15 protein-coding genes and 1 pseudogene are annotated in these 15,905 nt (G+C 71.7%); 12 read left to right on the top strand and 4 right to left on the bottom strand.

The features are described from left to right. Positions 1-17 precede the first annotated feature (17 nt). Positions 18-2,333: a RelA/SpoT family protein gene (locus AC1QRC_RS13090; RefSeq protein ID WP_484203729.1), complete on the top strand. Its 2,316-nt coding sequence runs from the start codon at positions 18-20 to the stop codon at positions 2,331-2,333. A 6-nt stretch (positions 2,334-2,339) separates the two neighbouring features. Here the strand turns inward: AC1QRC_RS13090 and AC1QRC_RS13085 are convergent, their stop codons facing one another. From AC1QRC_RS13085 to AC1QRC_RS13075, 3 genes are read right to left on the bottom strand one after another with little or no spacing between them, the layout of a single operon-like run. Then, the gene (locus AC1QRC_RS13085) at positions 2,340-3,644 is read right to left on the bottom strand and encodes a M18 family aminopeptidase (RefSeq protein WP_484203728.1); all 1,305 of its coding nucleotides are present in this window, start codon (positions 3,642-3,644) and stop codon (positions 2,340-2,342) included. Positions 3,645-3,649: 5 nt separating this feature from the next. Continuing rightward, the gene (locus tag AC1QRC_RS13080; protein WP_484203727.1) at positions 3,650-5,005 is read right to left on the bottom strand and encodes a DUF349 domain-containing protein; all 1,356 of its coding nucleotides are present in this window, start codon (positions 5,003-5,005) and stop codon (positions 3,650-3,652) included. Next, positions 5,002-5,730: a peptidylprolyl isomerase gene (locus AC1QRC_RS13075; protein WP_484203726.1), complete on the bottom strand. Its 729-nt coding sequence runs from the start codon at positions 5,728-5,730 to the stop codon at positions 5,002-5,004. Before AC1QRC_RS13075 ends, AC1QRC_RS13080 begins: the two co-directional genes overlap by 4 nt. Positions 5,731-5,885: 155 nt before the next feature. On the opposite strand from AC1QRC_RS13075, the gene hisS reads away from it, so the two are divergent. The 11 genes and pseudogenes from hisS to hisIE all read left to right on the top strand — a co-directional run bounded on the left by hisS (position 5,886) and on the right by hisIE (position 14,850). Further along, positions 5,886-7,262, top strand: a complete 1,377-nt coding sequence (hisS, locus tag AC1QRC_RS13070; RefSeq protein WP_484203725.1) for a histidine--tRNA ligase — start codon at positions 5,886-5,888, stop codon at positions 7,260-7,262. Between the two features lie 82 nt (positions 7,263-7,344). Continuing rightward, on the top strand, positions 7,345-7,653 hold the full coding sequence (locus tag AC1QRC_RS13065; protein ID WP_484203724.1) for a YerC/YecD family TrpR-related protein: 309 nt from the start codon (positions 7,345-7,347) through the stop codon (positions 7,651-7,653). A gap of 70 nt (positions 7,654-7,723) precedes the next feature. Next, a complete protein-coding gene (gene hisG, locus AC1QRC_RS13060; protein ID WP_484203723.1) occupies positions 7,724-8,632 on the top strand; it encodes an ATP phosphoribosyltransferase in 909 nt (302 codons plus the stop codon). Continuing rightward, complete coding sequence (gene hisD / locus AC1QRC_RS13055) at positions 8,629-9,921, top strand: histidinol dehydrogenase (RefSeq protein WP_484203722.1); 1,293 nt, start codon at positions 8,629-8,631, stop codon at positions 9,919-9,921. The genes hisG and hisD overlap by 4 nt, the downstream gene beginning before the upstream one ends. Further along, entirely contained in the window at positions 9,918-11,003 is a 1,086-nt protein-coding gene (gene hisC, locus AC1QRC_RS13050; RefSeq protein ID WP_484203721.1) for a histidinol-phosphate transaminase, read from the top strand. The genes hisD and hisC overlap by 4 nt, the downstream gene beginning before the upstream one ends. 327 nt (positions 11,004-11,330) lie before the next feature. After that, on the top strand, positions 11,331-12,089 hold the full coding sequence (gene hisB / locus AC1QRC_RS13045; RefSeq protein ID WP_484203720.1) for an imidazoleglycerol-phosphate dehydratase HisB: 759 nt from the start codon (positions 11,331-11,333) through the stop codon (positions 12,087-12,089). After that, complete coding sequence (hisH, locus tag AC1QRC_RS13040; RefSeq protein ID WP_484203719.1) at positions 12,086-12,694, top strand: imidazole glycerol phosphate synthase subunit HisH; 609 nt, start codon at positions 12,086-12,088, stop codon at positions 12,692-12,694. The genes hisB and hisH overlap by 4 nt, the downstream gene beginning before the upstream one ends. After that, a pseudogene (locus AC1QRC_RS13035) lies at positions 12,691-12,927 on the top strand (HisA/HisF-related TIM barrel protein); the annotation flags it as partial. The gene hisH and the pseudogene AC1QRC_RS13035, both read left to right, overlap by 4 nt. A gap of 85 nt (positions 12,928-13,012) precedes the next feature. Then, complete coding sequence (locus AC1QRC_RS13030) at positions 13,013-13,441, top strand: 1-(5-phosphoribosyl)-5-[(5-phosphoribosylamino)methylideneamino]imidazole-4-carboxamide isomerase (protein WP_484206642.1); 429 nt, start codon at positions 13,013-13,015, stop codon at positions 13,439-13,441. Continuing rightward, positions 13,438-14,226 carry an imidazole glycerol phosphate synthase subunit HisF gene (hisF, locus tag AC1QRC_RS13025; RefSeq protein ID WP_484206641.1) on the top strand — a complete coding sequence of 263 codons (789 nt, stop codon included), beginning with the start codon at positions 13,438-13,440 and terminating at the stop codon, positions 14,224-14,226. Before AC1QRC_RS13030 ends, hisF begins: the two co-directional genes overlap by 4 nt. 81 nt (positions 14,227-14,307) lie before the next feature. Beyond that, positions 14,308-14,850: a bifunctional phosphoribosyl-AMP cyclohydrolase/phosphoribosyl-ATP diphosphatase HisIE gene (hisIE, locus tag AC1QRC_RS13020; protein ID WP_484206640.1), complete on the top strand. Its 543-nt coding sequence runs from the start codon at positions 14,308-14,310 to the stop codon at positions 14,848-14,850. On the opposite strand, the gene AC1QRC_RS13015 is transcribed toward hisIE, so the two are convergent. Further along, positions 14,847-15,851 (bottom strand): GTP pyrophosphokinase, encoded by a 1,005-nt coding sequence (locus tag AC1QRC_RS13015; protein ID WP_484203718.1) that lies wholly within the window; start codon positions 15,849-15,851, stop codon positions 14,847-14,849. The two genes, hisIE and AC1QRC_RS13015, sit on opposite strands and share 4 nt — an antisense overlap. Between the last annotated feature and the right edge of the window lie 54 nt (positions 15,852-15,905).

The raw sequence follows: 15,905 nt of genomic DNA, 5'->3' as shown, positions 1-15,905 counted from the left end.
CGGCCTAGAATCCCCGTATGAGTGAGGACGTCGCTGCCCCGACCTCCTCCCAGAGCACGGGTGTGCGCGCCAGGTTGGCCCGGCTGGGAGGGACCCGCACCGGGGCCAACCCGGTGCTGGAGCCCCTGCTGCGCGCCGTGAAGGCGACGCACCCCAAGGCCGACCTGAGCCTGATCGAGCGCGCCTACGGCGTCGCGGAGAAGGCGCACCGGGGCCAGTTGCGCAAGAGCGGTGACGCCTACATCACCCACCCGCTCGCGGTGTCCACGATCCTGGCCGAGCTCGGCATGACGCCCTCGACCATCGCCGCGGCCCTGCTGCACGACACCGTGGAGGACACGGCATACACCCTCGACGACCTCACCAAGGACTTCGGTGAGGAGATCGCGATGCTGGTCGACGGGGTCACCAAGCTGGACAAGGTCAAGTACGGCGAGGCCGCCCAGTCCGAGACGGTGCGCAAGATGGTCGTCGCCATGTCCCGCGACATCCGGGTCCTGGTAATCAAGCTCGCCGACCGGTTGCACAACGCCCGCACCTGGCGCTACGTCTCGGCGGAGTCGGCAGCCCGTAAGGCGGGGGAGACCCTGGAGATCTACGCCCCGCTGGCCCACCGGCTGGGGATGAACACCATCAAGTGGGAGCTGGAGGACCTGTCCTTCGCCCAGCTCTACCCCAAGGTCTACGACGAGATCGTCCGGATGGTCGCCGAGCGCGCACCCGCCCGCGAGGAGTACCTGGCCAAGGTGCGCCAGCAGATCTCCGGCGACCTCAAGGGCGCCAAGATCAAGGCCGTGGTCACCGGCCGCCCCAAGCACTACTACTCGGTGTACCAGAAGATGATCGTGCGGGGGCGCGACTTCGAGCAGATCTATGACCTGATCGCCGTCCGGGTCCTGGTGGAGACCGTGCAGGACTGCTACGCCGTCCTGGGTGCCTTGCACTCCCGGTGGAACCCTGTGCCGGGGCGCTTCAAGGACTACATCGCGATGCCGAAGTTCAACATGTACCAGTCGTTGCACACGACGGTCATCGGCCCGGACGGCAAGCCGGTGGAGATCCAGATCCGCACTCACCAGATGCACCGCCGCGCCGAGTACGGCGTCGCCGCACACTGGAAGTACAAGGAGGACGGGCCCCAGGGCGGCAAGATCACCACGGGCCCGGACGGCGGCACCGGTCCCATGGAGGGGATGGAGTGGCTGCGCCAGCTGCTGGACTGGCAGCGCGAGACCTCCGACCCGGGCGAGTTCCTGGAGTCGCTGCGCTTCGAGATCAGCGCGGCCGAGGTCTACGTCTTCACCCCCGGCGGGGACGTCATGGCCCTGCCGGCCGGCGCCACCCCCGTCGACTTCGCCTACGCGGTGCACACCGAGGTCGGTCACCACTGCGTCGGCGGACGGGTCAACGGCAAACTGGTGCCGCTGGACAGCAAGCTGGTCAACGGCGACGTCGTGGAGATCCTCACCTCCAAGTCCGACAGCGCCGGCCCCAGCCGGGACTGGCTGGGGTTCGTGGCCAGCGCCCGGGCCCGCAACAAGATCCGCCAGTGGTTCTCCAAGGAGCGCCGGGAGGAGGCGATCGAGTCCGGCAAGGAGCTCATCGCCAAGGCGATGCGCAAGCAGAACCTCCCGTTGCAGCGGCTGATGAGCCACGAGACCCTGGTCGCCGTCGCGGGGGACCTGCGCTACAACAGCATCGACGCGCTCTACGCCGCGGTCGGCGAGGGCCACGTCTCACCCGAGCACGTGGTCAAGCAGCTGGTCGCGACGCTCGGGGGCGAGGACGGCGCCACCGAGGACCTGGCCGAGGCCACCACCCCGCGGCGGGCGCGCCAGCAGCAGTCCGTGGACCCCGGGGTCACCGTCGTCGGCGCCGAGGACGTGTGGGTCAAGCTCGCCAAGTGCTGCACCCCGGTGCCGGGCGACCCCATCATGGGCTTCGTCACGACGGGCAACGGGGTCTCGGTGCACCGCACCGACTGCAACAACGTCGAGGGTCTGCAGCGCTACCCCGAGCGCATCATCCCGGTGGCCTGGGCGCCGACCGAGTCAAGCGTCTTTCTGGTGCAGCTGCAGGTGGAGGCCCTGGACCGGCCGGGTCTGCTCTCCGACATCACCCGTGCGCTGACCGAGCACCACGTCAACATCCTGTCCGCCAGCGTCCAGACCAGCCGGGACCGCGTCGCCCAATCACGGTTCACCTTCGAGATGGCCGACCCGAGCCACCTGGAGTCGGTCATCCGTGGCGTGCGTCGCGTCAACGCGGTCCTGGACGCCTACCGGATCACCGGGTCCAGCTCCGACCCGGACCGCCGCACCGCCGCGTCCTGAGCCGGTCTACGACACCGGGGAGAGGAACGCGGCGAGCGCTGCGGCATACATCGCCTGGTCGGCGACCCCCGCCAGCTCGCGCGTCGAGTGCATCGACAGGGTCGGCGCACCGAAGTCGACGGTGGTCGCACCGGTGAGGGCCGAGGTGGTGGGGCCGACCGTGGACCCACAGGGCAGGTCGGTGCGGGACACGAACGTCTGGACCGGCACGCCGGCCCGGTGACAGGCCTCGGTGAAGGCCGCGGCGCCGAGGGAGTCCGTGGCATAGCGCAGCTGGGCGTTGACCTTCAGGACCGGCCCGCCGTTCATCCGGATCCGGTGGGTCGGCTCGTGCCGCTCGGCGTAGTGGGGGTGGGTCGCGTGGGCCATGTCGCCGGAGGCGATGACCGACCCGGCCAGTGCCCGGTGGTAGTCCTCGCGGCCGCCGCCGGCGGCCAGCACGATCCGTTCCAGCCCCGCCGGCAGGTAGGTGGAGTGCGCCCCGCGCTCGGAGGTGCTGCCCACCTCCTCGTGGTCGAACAGGACGAGCACCGGCACCACGGCCGGCCCGTCGTGGTGCTCCACCGCGTCGAGCAGCGCCCGCACGCCCGCGTAGCAGGTCGCCTGGTTGTCCAGCCGGGCCGAGGCCACCAGGTCCCGCTCTCGCCCGATGCGCCGCGCGGGCGTCAGGTCGTGGGTCATCACGTCCCACGCCAGCAGGTCCTGCGGGTCGACCCCGACCTGCTCGGCCAGGAAGCCGCGGAAGTCCCCCGGCGTCGCACCCAGGCCCCAGTGTGGCGCCAGGTGCTGCTGGGCGTTCAGTTTCAGGCCGTCGGTGTGCACCGTGCGGTCCAGGTGGATGGCCAGCTGGGAGACCCGCAGCACCGGGTCGTCCACGCGCACCAGGTGCTGCCGTATGCCGTGTCCGTCCCGCACCGCGGCGCGCCCCGACAGGCCCAGGTCACGGTCCAGCCAGGAGTTGAGCAGGGGGCCGCCGTAGACCTCTACGCCCAGCGTCTGCCACCCGGCGCTGGCGCCGTCCGGTTGTGGCTTCACCCGCAGGTTGGGGGAGTCGGTGTGCGCCCCGACCACGCGGAACGGCGTGGCCGGCCCCTCGGCATACTCCGAGGACCACGCCAGCAGCGAGCCGCCGCGCACCGTCAGGTAGCGGCCGGGCTCGGCGGGGGTGGGCTCACTCTCGGCGACCTCACGGAACCCGTGGGCGGCCAGCAGGTCCGCGGCTGCCCGGACGGCGTGGAACGGGGAGGGGGAGGCGTCCAGGTAGGCGCACAGCCCCGCGGCGACGTCATCGACGTCGAATCGCTGCAACACCGCGATCAGCCGCCGAACTCGGCGAGACCGCCGCGGGCCGACTCCAACCAGGTGCGCCGTGCCTCCAGGGCCTGCTCCGCCTCGGCGATCTTCTTCTCGTTGCCACTGGCACGGGCGGCCTCCAGGTCCTGCTCCAGACCCTGCACCGCACGCTCGAGCTGATCGACCATCGACTGGGCCCGGGCGGACACCTCGGGGTTGGAGGACTTCCACTTCTGGTCCTCCACGTCGCGGACCGCCTGCTCGACCTTGCGCAGCCGCCCCTCGACCCGGGACATCGCCTCGCGCGGCACCTTGCCGGCGGCGTCCCACCGGTCCTGGATGCCGCGCAGCGACGCCTTCACGGAGTCGATGTTGTCGGAGTCCACCGGCAGCAGCGCCTCGGCCTCGACCAGCAGGGCCTCCTTGACCTCCAGGTTGGCCGCGAACACCTTGTTCTCCTCGGCCACGACCTGGTCTTTAGCCTCGAAGAAGGAGTCCTGCGCGGTCTTGAACCGCTCCCACAGGGCGTCGTCCTCCCCGCGCTGGGCCCGCCCGGCACGGCGCCAGTCCTGCATCAGGCGCTTGAACGCGCCCGCCGTCGGGCCCCAGTCCTTGCTGGTCGCCAGCTTCTCGGCCTCCTCGACCAGCCGCTGCTTGACCCGCTTGGCCTCGGCGTGCTCCTCGTCCAGCTGGCTGAACCACTGCTTGCGGGTGCGGTCGAAGGTGCCGCGGGCCGCGCTCAGGCGCTGCCACAGGCGGTTCTCGAGGTCCTTGTCGATGCGGGGGCCGGAGCGCTGCATCTGCTTCCACTCATCCAGCGTCTGGCGCATCCGGGTGCTGGCGGCCTTCCACTGGATCTTGGAGGGGTCCTTGGCGGCGAGCTCCTCGGCCTCGGCGACCAGCGCCTCGCGTGCCACCGCGGCCTCGGCCTTGGCGGCCGTGCGGGCCTCGCTCTCCAGCACCTGCTTGGCGTCGACCTCGGTCTCGATCCGCCCGACGAGCGCGGCCAGCGCCGGCAGATCGCCGACCACGTTGGCCTCACCGATCTGCTCGCGCAGCTTGCCCAGGGACTCCCGGGCGTCGTGTGCCGACAGGTCGGTCTGCGTCACCCGCTGCTCCAGCAGGGTGGCGTGGGCGGCCAGCTCGTCGTACTTGCGGGCGAAGTAGGCCAGGGCCTCCTCCGGGGGCCGGCCCGGGTAGGACCCGACCGGACGTTCCCCATCGTCGGTACGCACGTAGACGGTGCCGTCCTCGGCGACCCGCCCGAACTCGGCGGATCGGCTGTCGGCCTCGACCGCGGGGGCCGGGGGCGCCACGGGGTGCACCGCCGCCTTGCGTCCGGCCAGGGCCGCAGGTGTTGGCTTGGGCTGCTCAGTCACGAATCCGGTGCCTTCTCCTCGGTGATCTCGACCGAGAGGATGCTGATCGGCTGCACGGGCAGCCCGTCGGCTCCTCCGCCGTCCACTCCCTGCTCGGCGATCCGGTCGATGATGTCCATTCCAGAGGTGACCTTACCGAAGATGGTGTAGCCACCCCCCCGCACCGGTAGGTGGGTGTCCTCGAAGACCAGGAAGAACTGGCCCCCGTTGCTGTCCGGGTCGGCGGTGCGGGCCATCGCGATCGTGCCGCGCGGATACGCGCCGTCCGCCGGGGCGTTCTCAATGCCGAAGGTGTATCCGGGGCCACCTCGCCCGGTGCCGGTCGGGTCGCCGCACTGCAGCACGTAGATCCCCGACGTGGTCAGCCGGTGGCACGGGCTCCCGTCCCAGTAGCCCTGGGCGGCGAGGAAGTCGAAGGAGGCGACGGTCACCGGGGCCACATCGCCGAGCAGTTCGATGCCGATGTCGCCGCACGAGGTGTGCAGGATCGCCTGGTGCACCGTGCCCTCGGTGGCGGTGGGCGCCTCCTGGGCCCCGAAGGTCGGGACCGTCTCCGGCAGGGCGGGCGGCTCCTGGCACTCGCCCGTGGCGACGACGCTGGTGGCCGCCTGCTCGGCGCTCGGCTGCGCCTCGTCGCGGCCACTGTCCACCGTGGTGCACGCCCCGAGCAGCACGAGGGCAGCCACCGCCGAGGCCCAGACCCGGCGGCTCGGACGGTGCGTCATGGAACTCCTCTGCCTGGGCCTGGATGTGCTGGTCGGCCGACAGTTTAGGCAGGCCAACTCGGGGGATTGGTCACAGCCGGATGACGGTTTGGACACGATAGGGAAAGTGCACCTGCCCCGCCTCGCGGGGTGCCCCACTCGTTAGACTCGCCGACGTGATCACGCCGCGCACACCCTCCGGGGTCCTGGAACTGCTGCCTGCCGAGCAGATCGCCTTCCAGCGGATGCTGGATGTGATCCGCTCCGGCTACGAGCGCTTCGGCTTCCTGCCGATCGAGACACCGGCCTATGAGTTGTCCGACGTGCTGCTGACCAAGACCGGCGGCGAGACCGAGCGACAGGTCTACTTCGTCCAGTCGACAGGCTCCCTGGAGAAGGCGGCCGCCGGTCTCCCGGAGCTGGCCCTGCGCTTCGACCTGACCGTGCCACTGGCCCGCTACGTCGCCGAGCACGAGCACCAGCTGACCTTCCCGTTCCGCCGCTACCAGATGCAGCGGGTCTACCGCGGGGAGCGGCCCCAGCGGGGGCGCTACCGCGAGTTCTACCAGTGTGACATCGACATCATCGGCAAGGACGACCTCAGCGCCCGGCACGACGCCGAGTTCCCCGCCGTGATCCACCAGGTCTTCACCGACCTGGCCATCGGGCCGTTCACCGTCCAGCTGAACAACCGCAAGCTGATGCGCGGCTTCTTCGAGGACCTCGGCGTCACCGACGCCGAGCAGCAGGCGCGGGTGCTGCGCGAGGTGGACAAGCTGGACAAGCGCGGCGAGGACTACCTGCGCGCCACCCTGACCGGAGCCGACTTCGGCCTCGCGCAGGAGGCGGTGGACCGCATCCTGGCGTTCGTGGCCGTCCGCTCCACCTCGCACGAGGACGCCCTGGCCCGGCTGGAGGAGGTGCGCGCCGCCTCCGCGGGGTCCCCGGCGCTGGCCGAGGGGGTCGCGGAGTTGCGGGAGGTGCTCGACCTGGTCCGGGCCCTGGGGGTGCCCGAGTCGGACTACCGCCTGAACCTGTCCATCGCCCGCGGACTCGACTACTACACGGGCACCGTCTACGAGACCACCCTGGACGAGCACCCCGAGATCGGCTCCATCTGCTCCGGTGGGCGCTACGACGACCTGGCCGGGCAGTACACCAGGTCCCGACTCCCGGGGGTGGGCATCTCCATCGGGCTCTCCCGGCTGTTCTGGCAGCTGCGCGAAGCGGGCCTGGTGCACGCGGCCGAGTCCACCGTCCAGGTGCTCGTCCCGCAGATGGACCCCGAGCTGCTCCCGCAGACCCTGGCCCTGGCCACCGAGCTGCGCCAGGGCGGCATCAACACCGAGGCGGTGCTGGACGGCGGCAAGCTCGGCAAGCAGCTGAAGTATGCCGACCGCGCCGGCATCCGCTTCGTCGCCCTCCTCGGGCCCCAGGAGCTGGAGTCCGGCACCGTCACCGTCAAGGACCTGCGCCGCCAGGACCAGTTCTCCGTGCCGCGCTCGGAGGCGGTGCGTGCCCTACGCGTCGAGTTGGCCCAGCCCCTGGTTTGACCCGGCCCTGTCATCACGTGTTAGCGTGATAGCGCACTGTGACAGAGACGAGCGGGCGCCGACGCGCCCGGAGGGACGACCGATGAAGCGACGGGAGCACCTGGTTCCCCGCCAGTCGCTGGCCGAGGCGCTGGTGGCGATCACCGACGCCGACGAGATGGCGGCCTTCCTCGACGACCTCTGCACGCCCGCCGAGCTCGAGGCGCTGGCCGACCGCTGGGCCGTGGTGCCCCTGCTCGCCGCGGGCACCCCCTACCGGCAGATCCACGACGAGACGGGCGTGAGCGTGACCACCATCGGCCGCGTCGCCCGGTGCTGGGAGCACGGGGCCGGCGGTTACCGCGCGGCCCTCGCACGGCATACCGGCGGTGCCCAGCCGGCCACCGGCTGACCGCGCCGTCACCGCCCCACGCCCCCACGCGCCCGAACGACCTGGCGCCCCACCGCCCACGGAAGGTCACATGACCCCGCCTGCCATCACCCGAGACCGCCTCCGGGTCGCCATCCAGAAGTCCGGCCGCCTCGCCGACCCGGCCCGGGACCTGCTCGCCTCCTGCGGGCTCACCTGGCGGGAGAGCCGCGACAAGCTCTTCTGCTACGGCGAGTCGCTCCCGGTCGACCTGCTCCTGGTCCGCGACGACGACATCCCCGGCCTGATCGCCGACGGGGTCTGCGACCTCGGCGTCGTCGGCCGCAACGTGCTGATCGAGCACGACCTGGGCCGCCAGGCCGGCGGCGCCCCGAGCGCGCTCGAGGAGTGGCGCCAGCTCGGGTGGGGCACCTGCCGGCTGGACCTCGCGATCGGCGACGACGAGCGCTGGACCGGCCCGGAGCAACTGGTCGGCAAGCGGATCGCCACCTCCTACCCGCACACGCTGGGCCGGTGGCTGGACGAGCGCGACGTCGACGCGCAGATCGTCACGCTCGCCGGCTCGGTGGAGATCGCCCCGCGGCTGGGGCAGGCCGACCTGATCTGTGACCTGGTCTCCACCGGCGGCACGCTGGCGGCCAATGCCCTCAAACCGGTCGAGACGCTGTTGCACTCCGAGGCTGTCATCGCCGGCCCCCGGCACGCCCTGGAGGACGGCCGTGCCGACATCGCCGAGATGCTGCTGCGCCGGATGGACGGCGCGCTGCGGCTCAAGGAGACCCGCCTCCTTATGCTCCGGGCCGGACGGGACGTCCTGCCCGAGGTGCTCCACAAGCTCCCCGACGGTGGCGAGCCGACGGTGCTGCAGGTCGACGGCCGCGACGAGGTGTCGGTCCAGGTGCTGTGCCACAACGCGGTCTCCTGGCAGCGACTGGAGGACCTCAAGCGGGCCGGTGCGCACACCCTGATGGTGCTCCCGGTGGAGGGGATGCTCCCGTGAACGTCACCGTCTGGTCCGAGCTGGACGAGCCCGCCCGCGCCGAGCTGCTGCGCCGGGCCACCGCCGGCGCCAGTCCCGAGGTCACCGCCGCGGTCGCCGACATCGTGGCTGCCGTGCGCGCGGGTGGCGACGCCGCCCTGCGCGAGCTGGGGGAGCGGTTCGACGGCGTCTCCCCGCCCTGGCTGACCGTGCCGGACGTCTCGGGCGCCGGCGTCCCGGCGTCGGTGCGCGAGGCGATCTCCGAGGCGGCCGGGCGGATCCGCGCCTTCCACGAGGCCGGTATGCAGACCGGCTACCAGGTCGAGACCGCCCCCGGGGTCTCCTGCCGCCGGGTGGTGCGACCGATCCGCAGGGTCGGCCTCTACGTCCCCGCCGGCACCGCCCCGCTGCCCTCCACCGCGCTCATGCTCGGGATCCCCGCCCAGCTGGCCGGATGCCCCGAGGTGGTGCTCGCCACCCCGCCGGGCCCCGACGGTCGCCCGGACGCCACCGTCCTCGCGGCGGCCGCCGAGTGTGGCATCAGCACCGTCGTCGTCGCCGGGGGAGCGCAGGCCATCGCCGCCCTGGCCCACGGCACGGAGTCGGTGCCCCGGTGCGACAAGATCTTCGGCCCGGGCAACGCCTTCGTCACCGAGGCCAAGCGTCAGGTGTCGACCACCGAGGGCGGTCCCGGGATCGACCTGCCCGCTGGCCCCTCCGAGATCCTGGTGATCGCGGACGCCGGTGCCGACCCGGAGTTCGTCGCGGCCGACCTGCTGTCCCAGGCCGAGCACGGCCCGGACTCCCAGGTGATCCTGCTGACCGACGACCCGACTCTCGCCCGGGCGGTCGCCGAGCAGGTCGAGGCGCAGGTGGCGGAACTGCCCCGGGCCGACATCGCCCGTCAGGCCCTCGCCTCCAGCCGGCTGGTGGTGACCGACGACCTGGCCACGGCGGTGGCGATCAGCAACGACTACGCCCCCGAGCACCTGGTGCTGGCCCTGCGCGAGCCCGAGGCCTGGCTGGACCGGGTCGAGCGCGCCGGCTCGGTCTTCCTGGGGGACTGGGCCCCGGAGACCCTCGGCGACTACTGCAGCGGCACCAACCACGTGCTGCCCACCGCCGGTGCCGCTCGCTGGACCGGCGGTGTCAACGTCGCCAGCTTCCAGATCGCGATGACCGTGCAATCGGTGACCCCAGAGGGCCTGGCCGAGGTCGGTCCCTGCGCGGTCGAACTCTCCGGCGCGGAGGGCCTCCTCGGACACCAGGTGGCAGTCACCCGCCGGCTGGCCCGCGGGGCGCAGTCGTGACCGGCTTCCCGACCCAGCTGGTCCGCGAGGACCTGCGCGACTTCGCCGGCTACTCCTCCGCCCGCACCAGCTGGTCCGGGGACGCCCGCATCTGGCTCAACGCCAACGAGGCAGCGGCCCCCAACGCCGCGGACCCCGACGGCGCCATCCGCCGCTACCCCGACCCCCAGCCGGCACCGCTGGTGGAGGCCCTCGCCACGACATACGGCGTGCCCCCGGCGAACCTCGTCGTGGGCCGCGGCAGCGACGAGGCGATCGAGCTGCTGGTGCGCGCGCTGTGCCGCCCCGGAGAGGACGGTGTGGTCGTGGCCTCGCCCTCCTTCGGGATGTATGCCGTGAGCGCGCGGCTGCACGGGGTGCCCCTGCACGACGTGCCGCAGCGGGACCTGGGGGACCGGTTCGAGGTGGACACCGAGGCGGTGGCCGCCACCACACGGTCGACCGGCTCCCGGGTGGTCTTCCTCGCCTCGCCGGGGAACCCGACCGGCAGCACCGTCCCGCCCGAGGCCCTCGCCCGGCTCGCCCGCGACCTCGCCGAGGAGGCCGTCGTCGTCGTCGACGAGGCCTACCAGGAGTTCGCCTCCGGCCCCTCGGCCCTGGCACTCCTGGAGGACCACCCCAACCTGGTCGTGCTGCGCACTCTGTCCAAGGCGCACGCCCTGGCCGCGGCCCGGGTCGGGGTGGCGGTGGGGGACCCGGTGCTGATGCAATTGCTGCGCCGCGTGCAGGCCCCCTACCCGATCCCCGAGCCCGTCACCCGGCTGGCGCTGGCCGCGCTCTCACCCGAGGCCCTGTCCCACACCGCGGGCCGGGTCGCCGCAACCCTCGCCGGCCGCGAGCGACTGGCCCGCCTGCTCGCCGACAGCGACCTGGTGCAGACGGTCTACGCCTCCGAGGCCAACTTCGTGCTGGTCCGGGGCGACGCGGAGGCCCTGCTGTCCCGCCTGGCCGGCACCGGCATCGTGATCCGCGATATGCGGCACGTAGTGGCGGAGGCCGTACGCATCAGCGTCGGCACCGATGACGAACTCACCGAACTGGCCGCCGCCCTGAGCGGCCCGACACCGCAGAGGAACCCATGAGCACCGCCCGCCCCGTCCTGTTCGTCGACCGCGACGGCACCCTGATCGAGGAGCCCGAGGACTTCCAGATCGACTCCTACGGCAAGTTCCGACTGGTCGAGGGGGTGATCCCGGCGCTGCTGCGGCTGCGCGACGCCGGCTGGGAGTTCGTGCTCGTCAGCAACCAGGACGGCCTGGGCACCGACTCCTTCCCCCAGGAGGACTTCGACGGCCCCCACCAGTTGCTGCTGCAGATCCTCTCGAGCCAGGGCATCACCTTCCGCGACCAGCTGATCGACGGCACCCGTCCCGGAGGACAACGCCCCCACCCGCAAACCCGGCACCGGCATGTTCACCGAGCTGCTCAAGGACCGCGGCATCGACTGGGACCGCAGCGTCGTCGTCGGCGACCGGGAGACCGACGCCCAACTGGCCGCCAACCTGGGCATCGATGCCTATTTGGTGCCCAGCCGGGCGACCAGGTCCGGGGCGACCGTGACGTGGGACCAGATCGCCCACCGCCTCGTGGACCGCCCCCGCACCGCGACCGTGCAGCGCGACACCAGCGAGACCCGGATCCGGGTCGAGGTGGACCTGGACCGACCGGGCAGGATTGATCTAGCCACCGGGGTCGGCTTCCTGGACCACATGCTCGACCAACTGGCCAAGCACGGCGGCTTCTCCCTCACGGTCGAGTGCGAGGGCGACCTGCACATCGACGAGCACCACACCATCGAGGACGTCGCCCTGGCGCTCGGCCAGGCACTGGACGAGGCGCTCGGCGACAAGCGGGGGATCGGCCGCTACGGCTTCACGCTGCCGATGGACGAGGCCCACGCCCAGGCCGCGCTCGACTTCTCCGGGCGCCCTTACCTGGTGTTTAACAGCACCTTCGACCGGGAGCGGGTCGGGGACTTCCCGACGGAGATGGTCGAGCACTTCTGGCGCTCCCTGTGCGAGTCCGCCCGGCTCAACCTGCACCTGACCGTGTCCGGGGACAACGCCCACCACGTCATCGAGTCCGGCTTCAAGGCGGTGGCCCGGGCCATGCGGCAGGCGCTGCGCGTCGAGGGCGCCGAACTCCCCTCCACCAAGGGCGTGCTGTGAGCACCACCGTGGCGCTTGTCGACTCCGGCGGCACCAACATCGGCTCGGTCCGCTACGCCCTGGACCGTCTCGGCGTCCGCTCCGCGCTCACCTCCGACCCGGACACCATCCGCGCCGCCGACCGGGTCATCCTGCCCGGAGTCGGCGCCGCCCGCCCAGGGATGCGCCGGCTGCACGACGCCGGGCTGGTGGAGGTGCTCCGGGGATTGGAGCAGCCCCTGCTCGGGGTCTGCCTGGGCATGCAGCTGTTGTTCGAGGACTCCGCCGAGGACGGCGGCACCACGTGTCTGGGGCTCCTGCCCGGCTCGGTGGTTCCGATCCCCGGCAGCCCCACCGAGCGCGTCCCCCACATGGGGTGGAACACCTTGTGGGGGACACGCGACGACCCGGCAGTTCATGGCATACCCGCTGGCTCCCGGGCCTACTTTGTGCACAGTTACGGGGTCCCGGTGACCCCCGACACGGTCGCGGCCACCACGCACGCCGGCGACTGGAGCGCCGTGGTTCGACGCGGCACGCGGTGGGGCGCCCAGTTCCACCCCGAGCGTTCAGCCGACGTCGGCGCACGACTCCTGACAAACTTTGTCTCGGAGGTTCCTGCATGAGTGAGTTCACCGTCTATCCGGCCATCGACGTCCTTGAGGGCCGCGTCGTGCGGCTGCACAAGGGTGACTACGAGAAGGAGACGCGCTACTCCGACGACCCGGTCGCCGTCGCTGACAGCTATGCCCGCGCCGGCGCCCGCTGGATGCACCTGGTGGACCTGGACGCCGCCCGGGCCGGCGGTTACACGCTTGCCCCCGTCCTGGAGCAGATCGTGGAGCGCACCGGCCTGCAGGTCCAGACCGGCGGCGGCGTGCGCACCGCCGACGACGTCCAGAAGCTCCTCGACGCCGGGCGCCCAGCGTGTCGTCGTCGGCTCGATGGCGGTGCACCACCCGGAGGAGGTCGCGACCTGGCTGGAACGCTTCGGCCCCGACCGCATCACCGTGGCCCTGGACACCAAGGCCGCCGAGGACGGCACCTGGGTGCTCCCCGTCTCCGGGTGGACCTCGGTCGCCGAGCACGACCTGCCGACCATGCTGCATACGTATGCCGAGGCCGGGCTGACGCACCTGCTGTGCACCGACATCGGTCGGGACGGCACCCTCAGCGGCCCGAACGTGAACCTCTACACCTTCCTGACGCACGCGGTGCCGGGCGTGCAGATCCAGGCCTCCGGCGGGATGCGGCACGTGCACGACCTGCGCAGTTGCCGCAAGGTGGGCTGTGCCGGCGCGGTGTTGGGCAAGGCCCTGTTCGAGGGCCGGCTCACCGTAACCGACGCCGTCGCCGAGGAGTGGGTCGCATGAGCCTGGGCCGCCGGATCATCCCCTGCCTGGACGTGCGCGACGGCCGCGTCGTCAAGGGCACCCGATTCCGGGACCACCTTGACGTCGGCGACATCGTCGAGCTCGCCACCCGCTACCGCCAGGAGGGCGCGGACGAGCTGGTGTTCTACGACATCACGGCCAGCCCGCAGGGCCGCCGCGTCGATGCCGGGTGGGTCGAGCGGGTCGCCCGCGTGATCGACATCCCGTTCTGCGTCGCGGGCGGCATCTCCTCGGTCGAGGATGCGCGCGTCGTGCTGCACGCCGGCGCCGACAAGGTCTCGGTCAACACCCCCGCCACCCAGCGCCCCGAACTGGTCCGCGAGCTGGCCCGCGAGTTCGGGGTCCAGTGCGTCGTCGTGGGCGTCGACAGCCTGCGCGACGCCGACGGCCAGTGGCGCATCCGCCAGTTCACCGGCAACCCCGACCAGACCCAGGCGCTGCAGGTCACCACGCTGGAGTGGGTGCAGCAGGTCCAGGAGCTGGGCGCCGGCGAGGTGGTCCTGAACTGCATGGGCAGCGACGGCGTCCGCCACGGGTATGACGTGGAGCAGCTCCGCGCGGTCCGGGACGTGTGCGCGGTGCCGCTCGTCGCCTCCGGTGGCGCCGGCACCATGGAGCACTTCCGGGATGTGTTTGCCGACGCGGACGTGGACGCGGCGCTGGCCGCCAGCGTCTTCCACTCCGGTGCCGTCCCCATCCCAGACCTCAAGCGGTATCTCGCCGCCGAGGGCGTCGAGGTTCGGCCTGCACTGGAGGCAGTGTGAACGTGGACTTCAGCAAGCAGGGCGGGCTCGTCCCCGCGATCGTGCAGGACGCCCGCACCGGTCGGGTCCTGATGCTCGGCTATCAGGACGCCGCCGCGCTCTCAAGACACCCTCGACTCCGGTCTGGCCACCTTCTATAGCCGCAGCCGAGATGCCCGTTGGGTCAAGGGCGAGACCAGCGGCAACACACTGGCGGTCCGCTCGGTCCACCTGGACTGTGACCAGGACGCCGTCCTCATCCTCGCCGACCCGGCCGGTCCCACCTGCCACACCGGCGCTGAGTCGTGCTTCGACGCCGGGTCAGGCTCCGACGCCGGGTCAGGTTTCGAAGCCGGGTCAGGCCGCCACTTCCTGGCCGAGCTGGACGCCCTCGTGGCGGATCGGCATACCGAACGCCCCGCAGGGTCCTACACCTCCGAGCTGTTCGAGGCGGGCACCCGCCGCATCGCCCAGAAGGTGGGGGAGGAGGGTGTCGAGACCGCCCTGGCCGCGGTGGCCCAGGAGGACGCTGACCTCGCCGGCGAGGCGGCCGACCTGGTGTATCACCTGCTGGTCCTCCTGCGCAGCCGCGGTCTCGGGTGGGCCGAGATCGAGCAGGTGCTCCGCGAGCGGCACCAGGTCTAGGTCAGCTTCTCCAGGCGATCCTGCAGCAGGGCCCGCCGGTCGTCGTTGCCGTGCAGTGCGACGTAGTGGGGGCCGAAGACGGCCAGCAACGCGTCGTCCAGGCGGCGCACCGCACCGGGTGGGTAGCGATAACCCATCCGGTCGATGATGGCTGCGCTGTCCACCGAGGCCAGCAGGCCACCGAGTTCCTCCAACGAGGTGATGCCCAGCTCGAGCAACAACCCGGAGATCCACGCGTAGTGGTCGGTCTTGGACCACCCGGCCTCGGCAAACTTGCCGGCCAGGAAGGCGGCCAGTTCCTGCGCGCCGATCCGCGGGTCGCTCGGGTCGTGCTCGGTCTGCTGGTCGGTCAGCGTCTCCTGGATCCGGTCCCGGATCGCCGTGAACTCCCGGTCCGCCAGCTCCAACAGGCCCGCCGCCAGCGTGAATCGTCGGTTGAGGTCCGGGGCGTGCTCCTCGGGCAGATGGCCCTTGTAGCGGATGTCGTGCTCGAACTCGGCCCAGGCATGCTGCAGGATCGTGCGGACCTGCAGCGACAGACTGCGGCCCCGGAGCGGCTCCTCGCCCGGCGAGAGATCGGTCGTGGAGTCCGGCGACACCAGGATGTGCCGGCTCGCGTAGCCCCACTGGCCCTCCGCCGCGGTCTCCCGGCCCATGTCCCGGTCGTCCAGCACCGTCAGTTCGGCGGAGACCAGTTCCGCCACCGCCGCGACGTCCGCCGCCAGGTAGGTGATCACGCGCACCCCCATCTGGTCGGTGATCTCTCGGAGCGGGTCCTGATAGAGCGGGCGGCCGTCCTTCTGCCGCACCGCCTTGCCGGCAAACGAAGCCACACTCTTGGTGCGGCCCGTGATGCTCAGGTAGTTGATCCCCGCGTCGTCCAACAGGCGGGTGACCAGACCCACGAACCCCTCGGTCGTCCGGGACAGCTCCGCGTGTTGGGCGGCGTACTCCCGGACCGCATGGCGCACGATGTCGTCGCTCACCCGGTGTGGTGCCATGGGCACAGCCTGCCTCACATCGGCTGCCCGCGCCCCCAGGCACGCCTGTGCCCC

It is taken from the genome of Ornithinicoccus sp. (assembly GCF_057176825.1).
The sequence above is the reverse complement of the archived record's forward strand: the minus strand, read 5'-3'. Positions and strand labels throughout refer to the sequence as shown.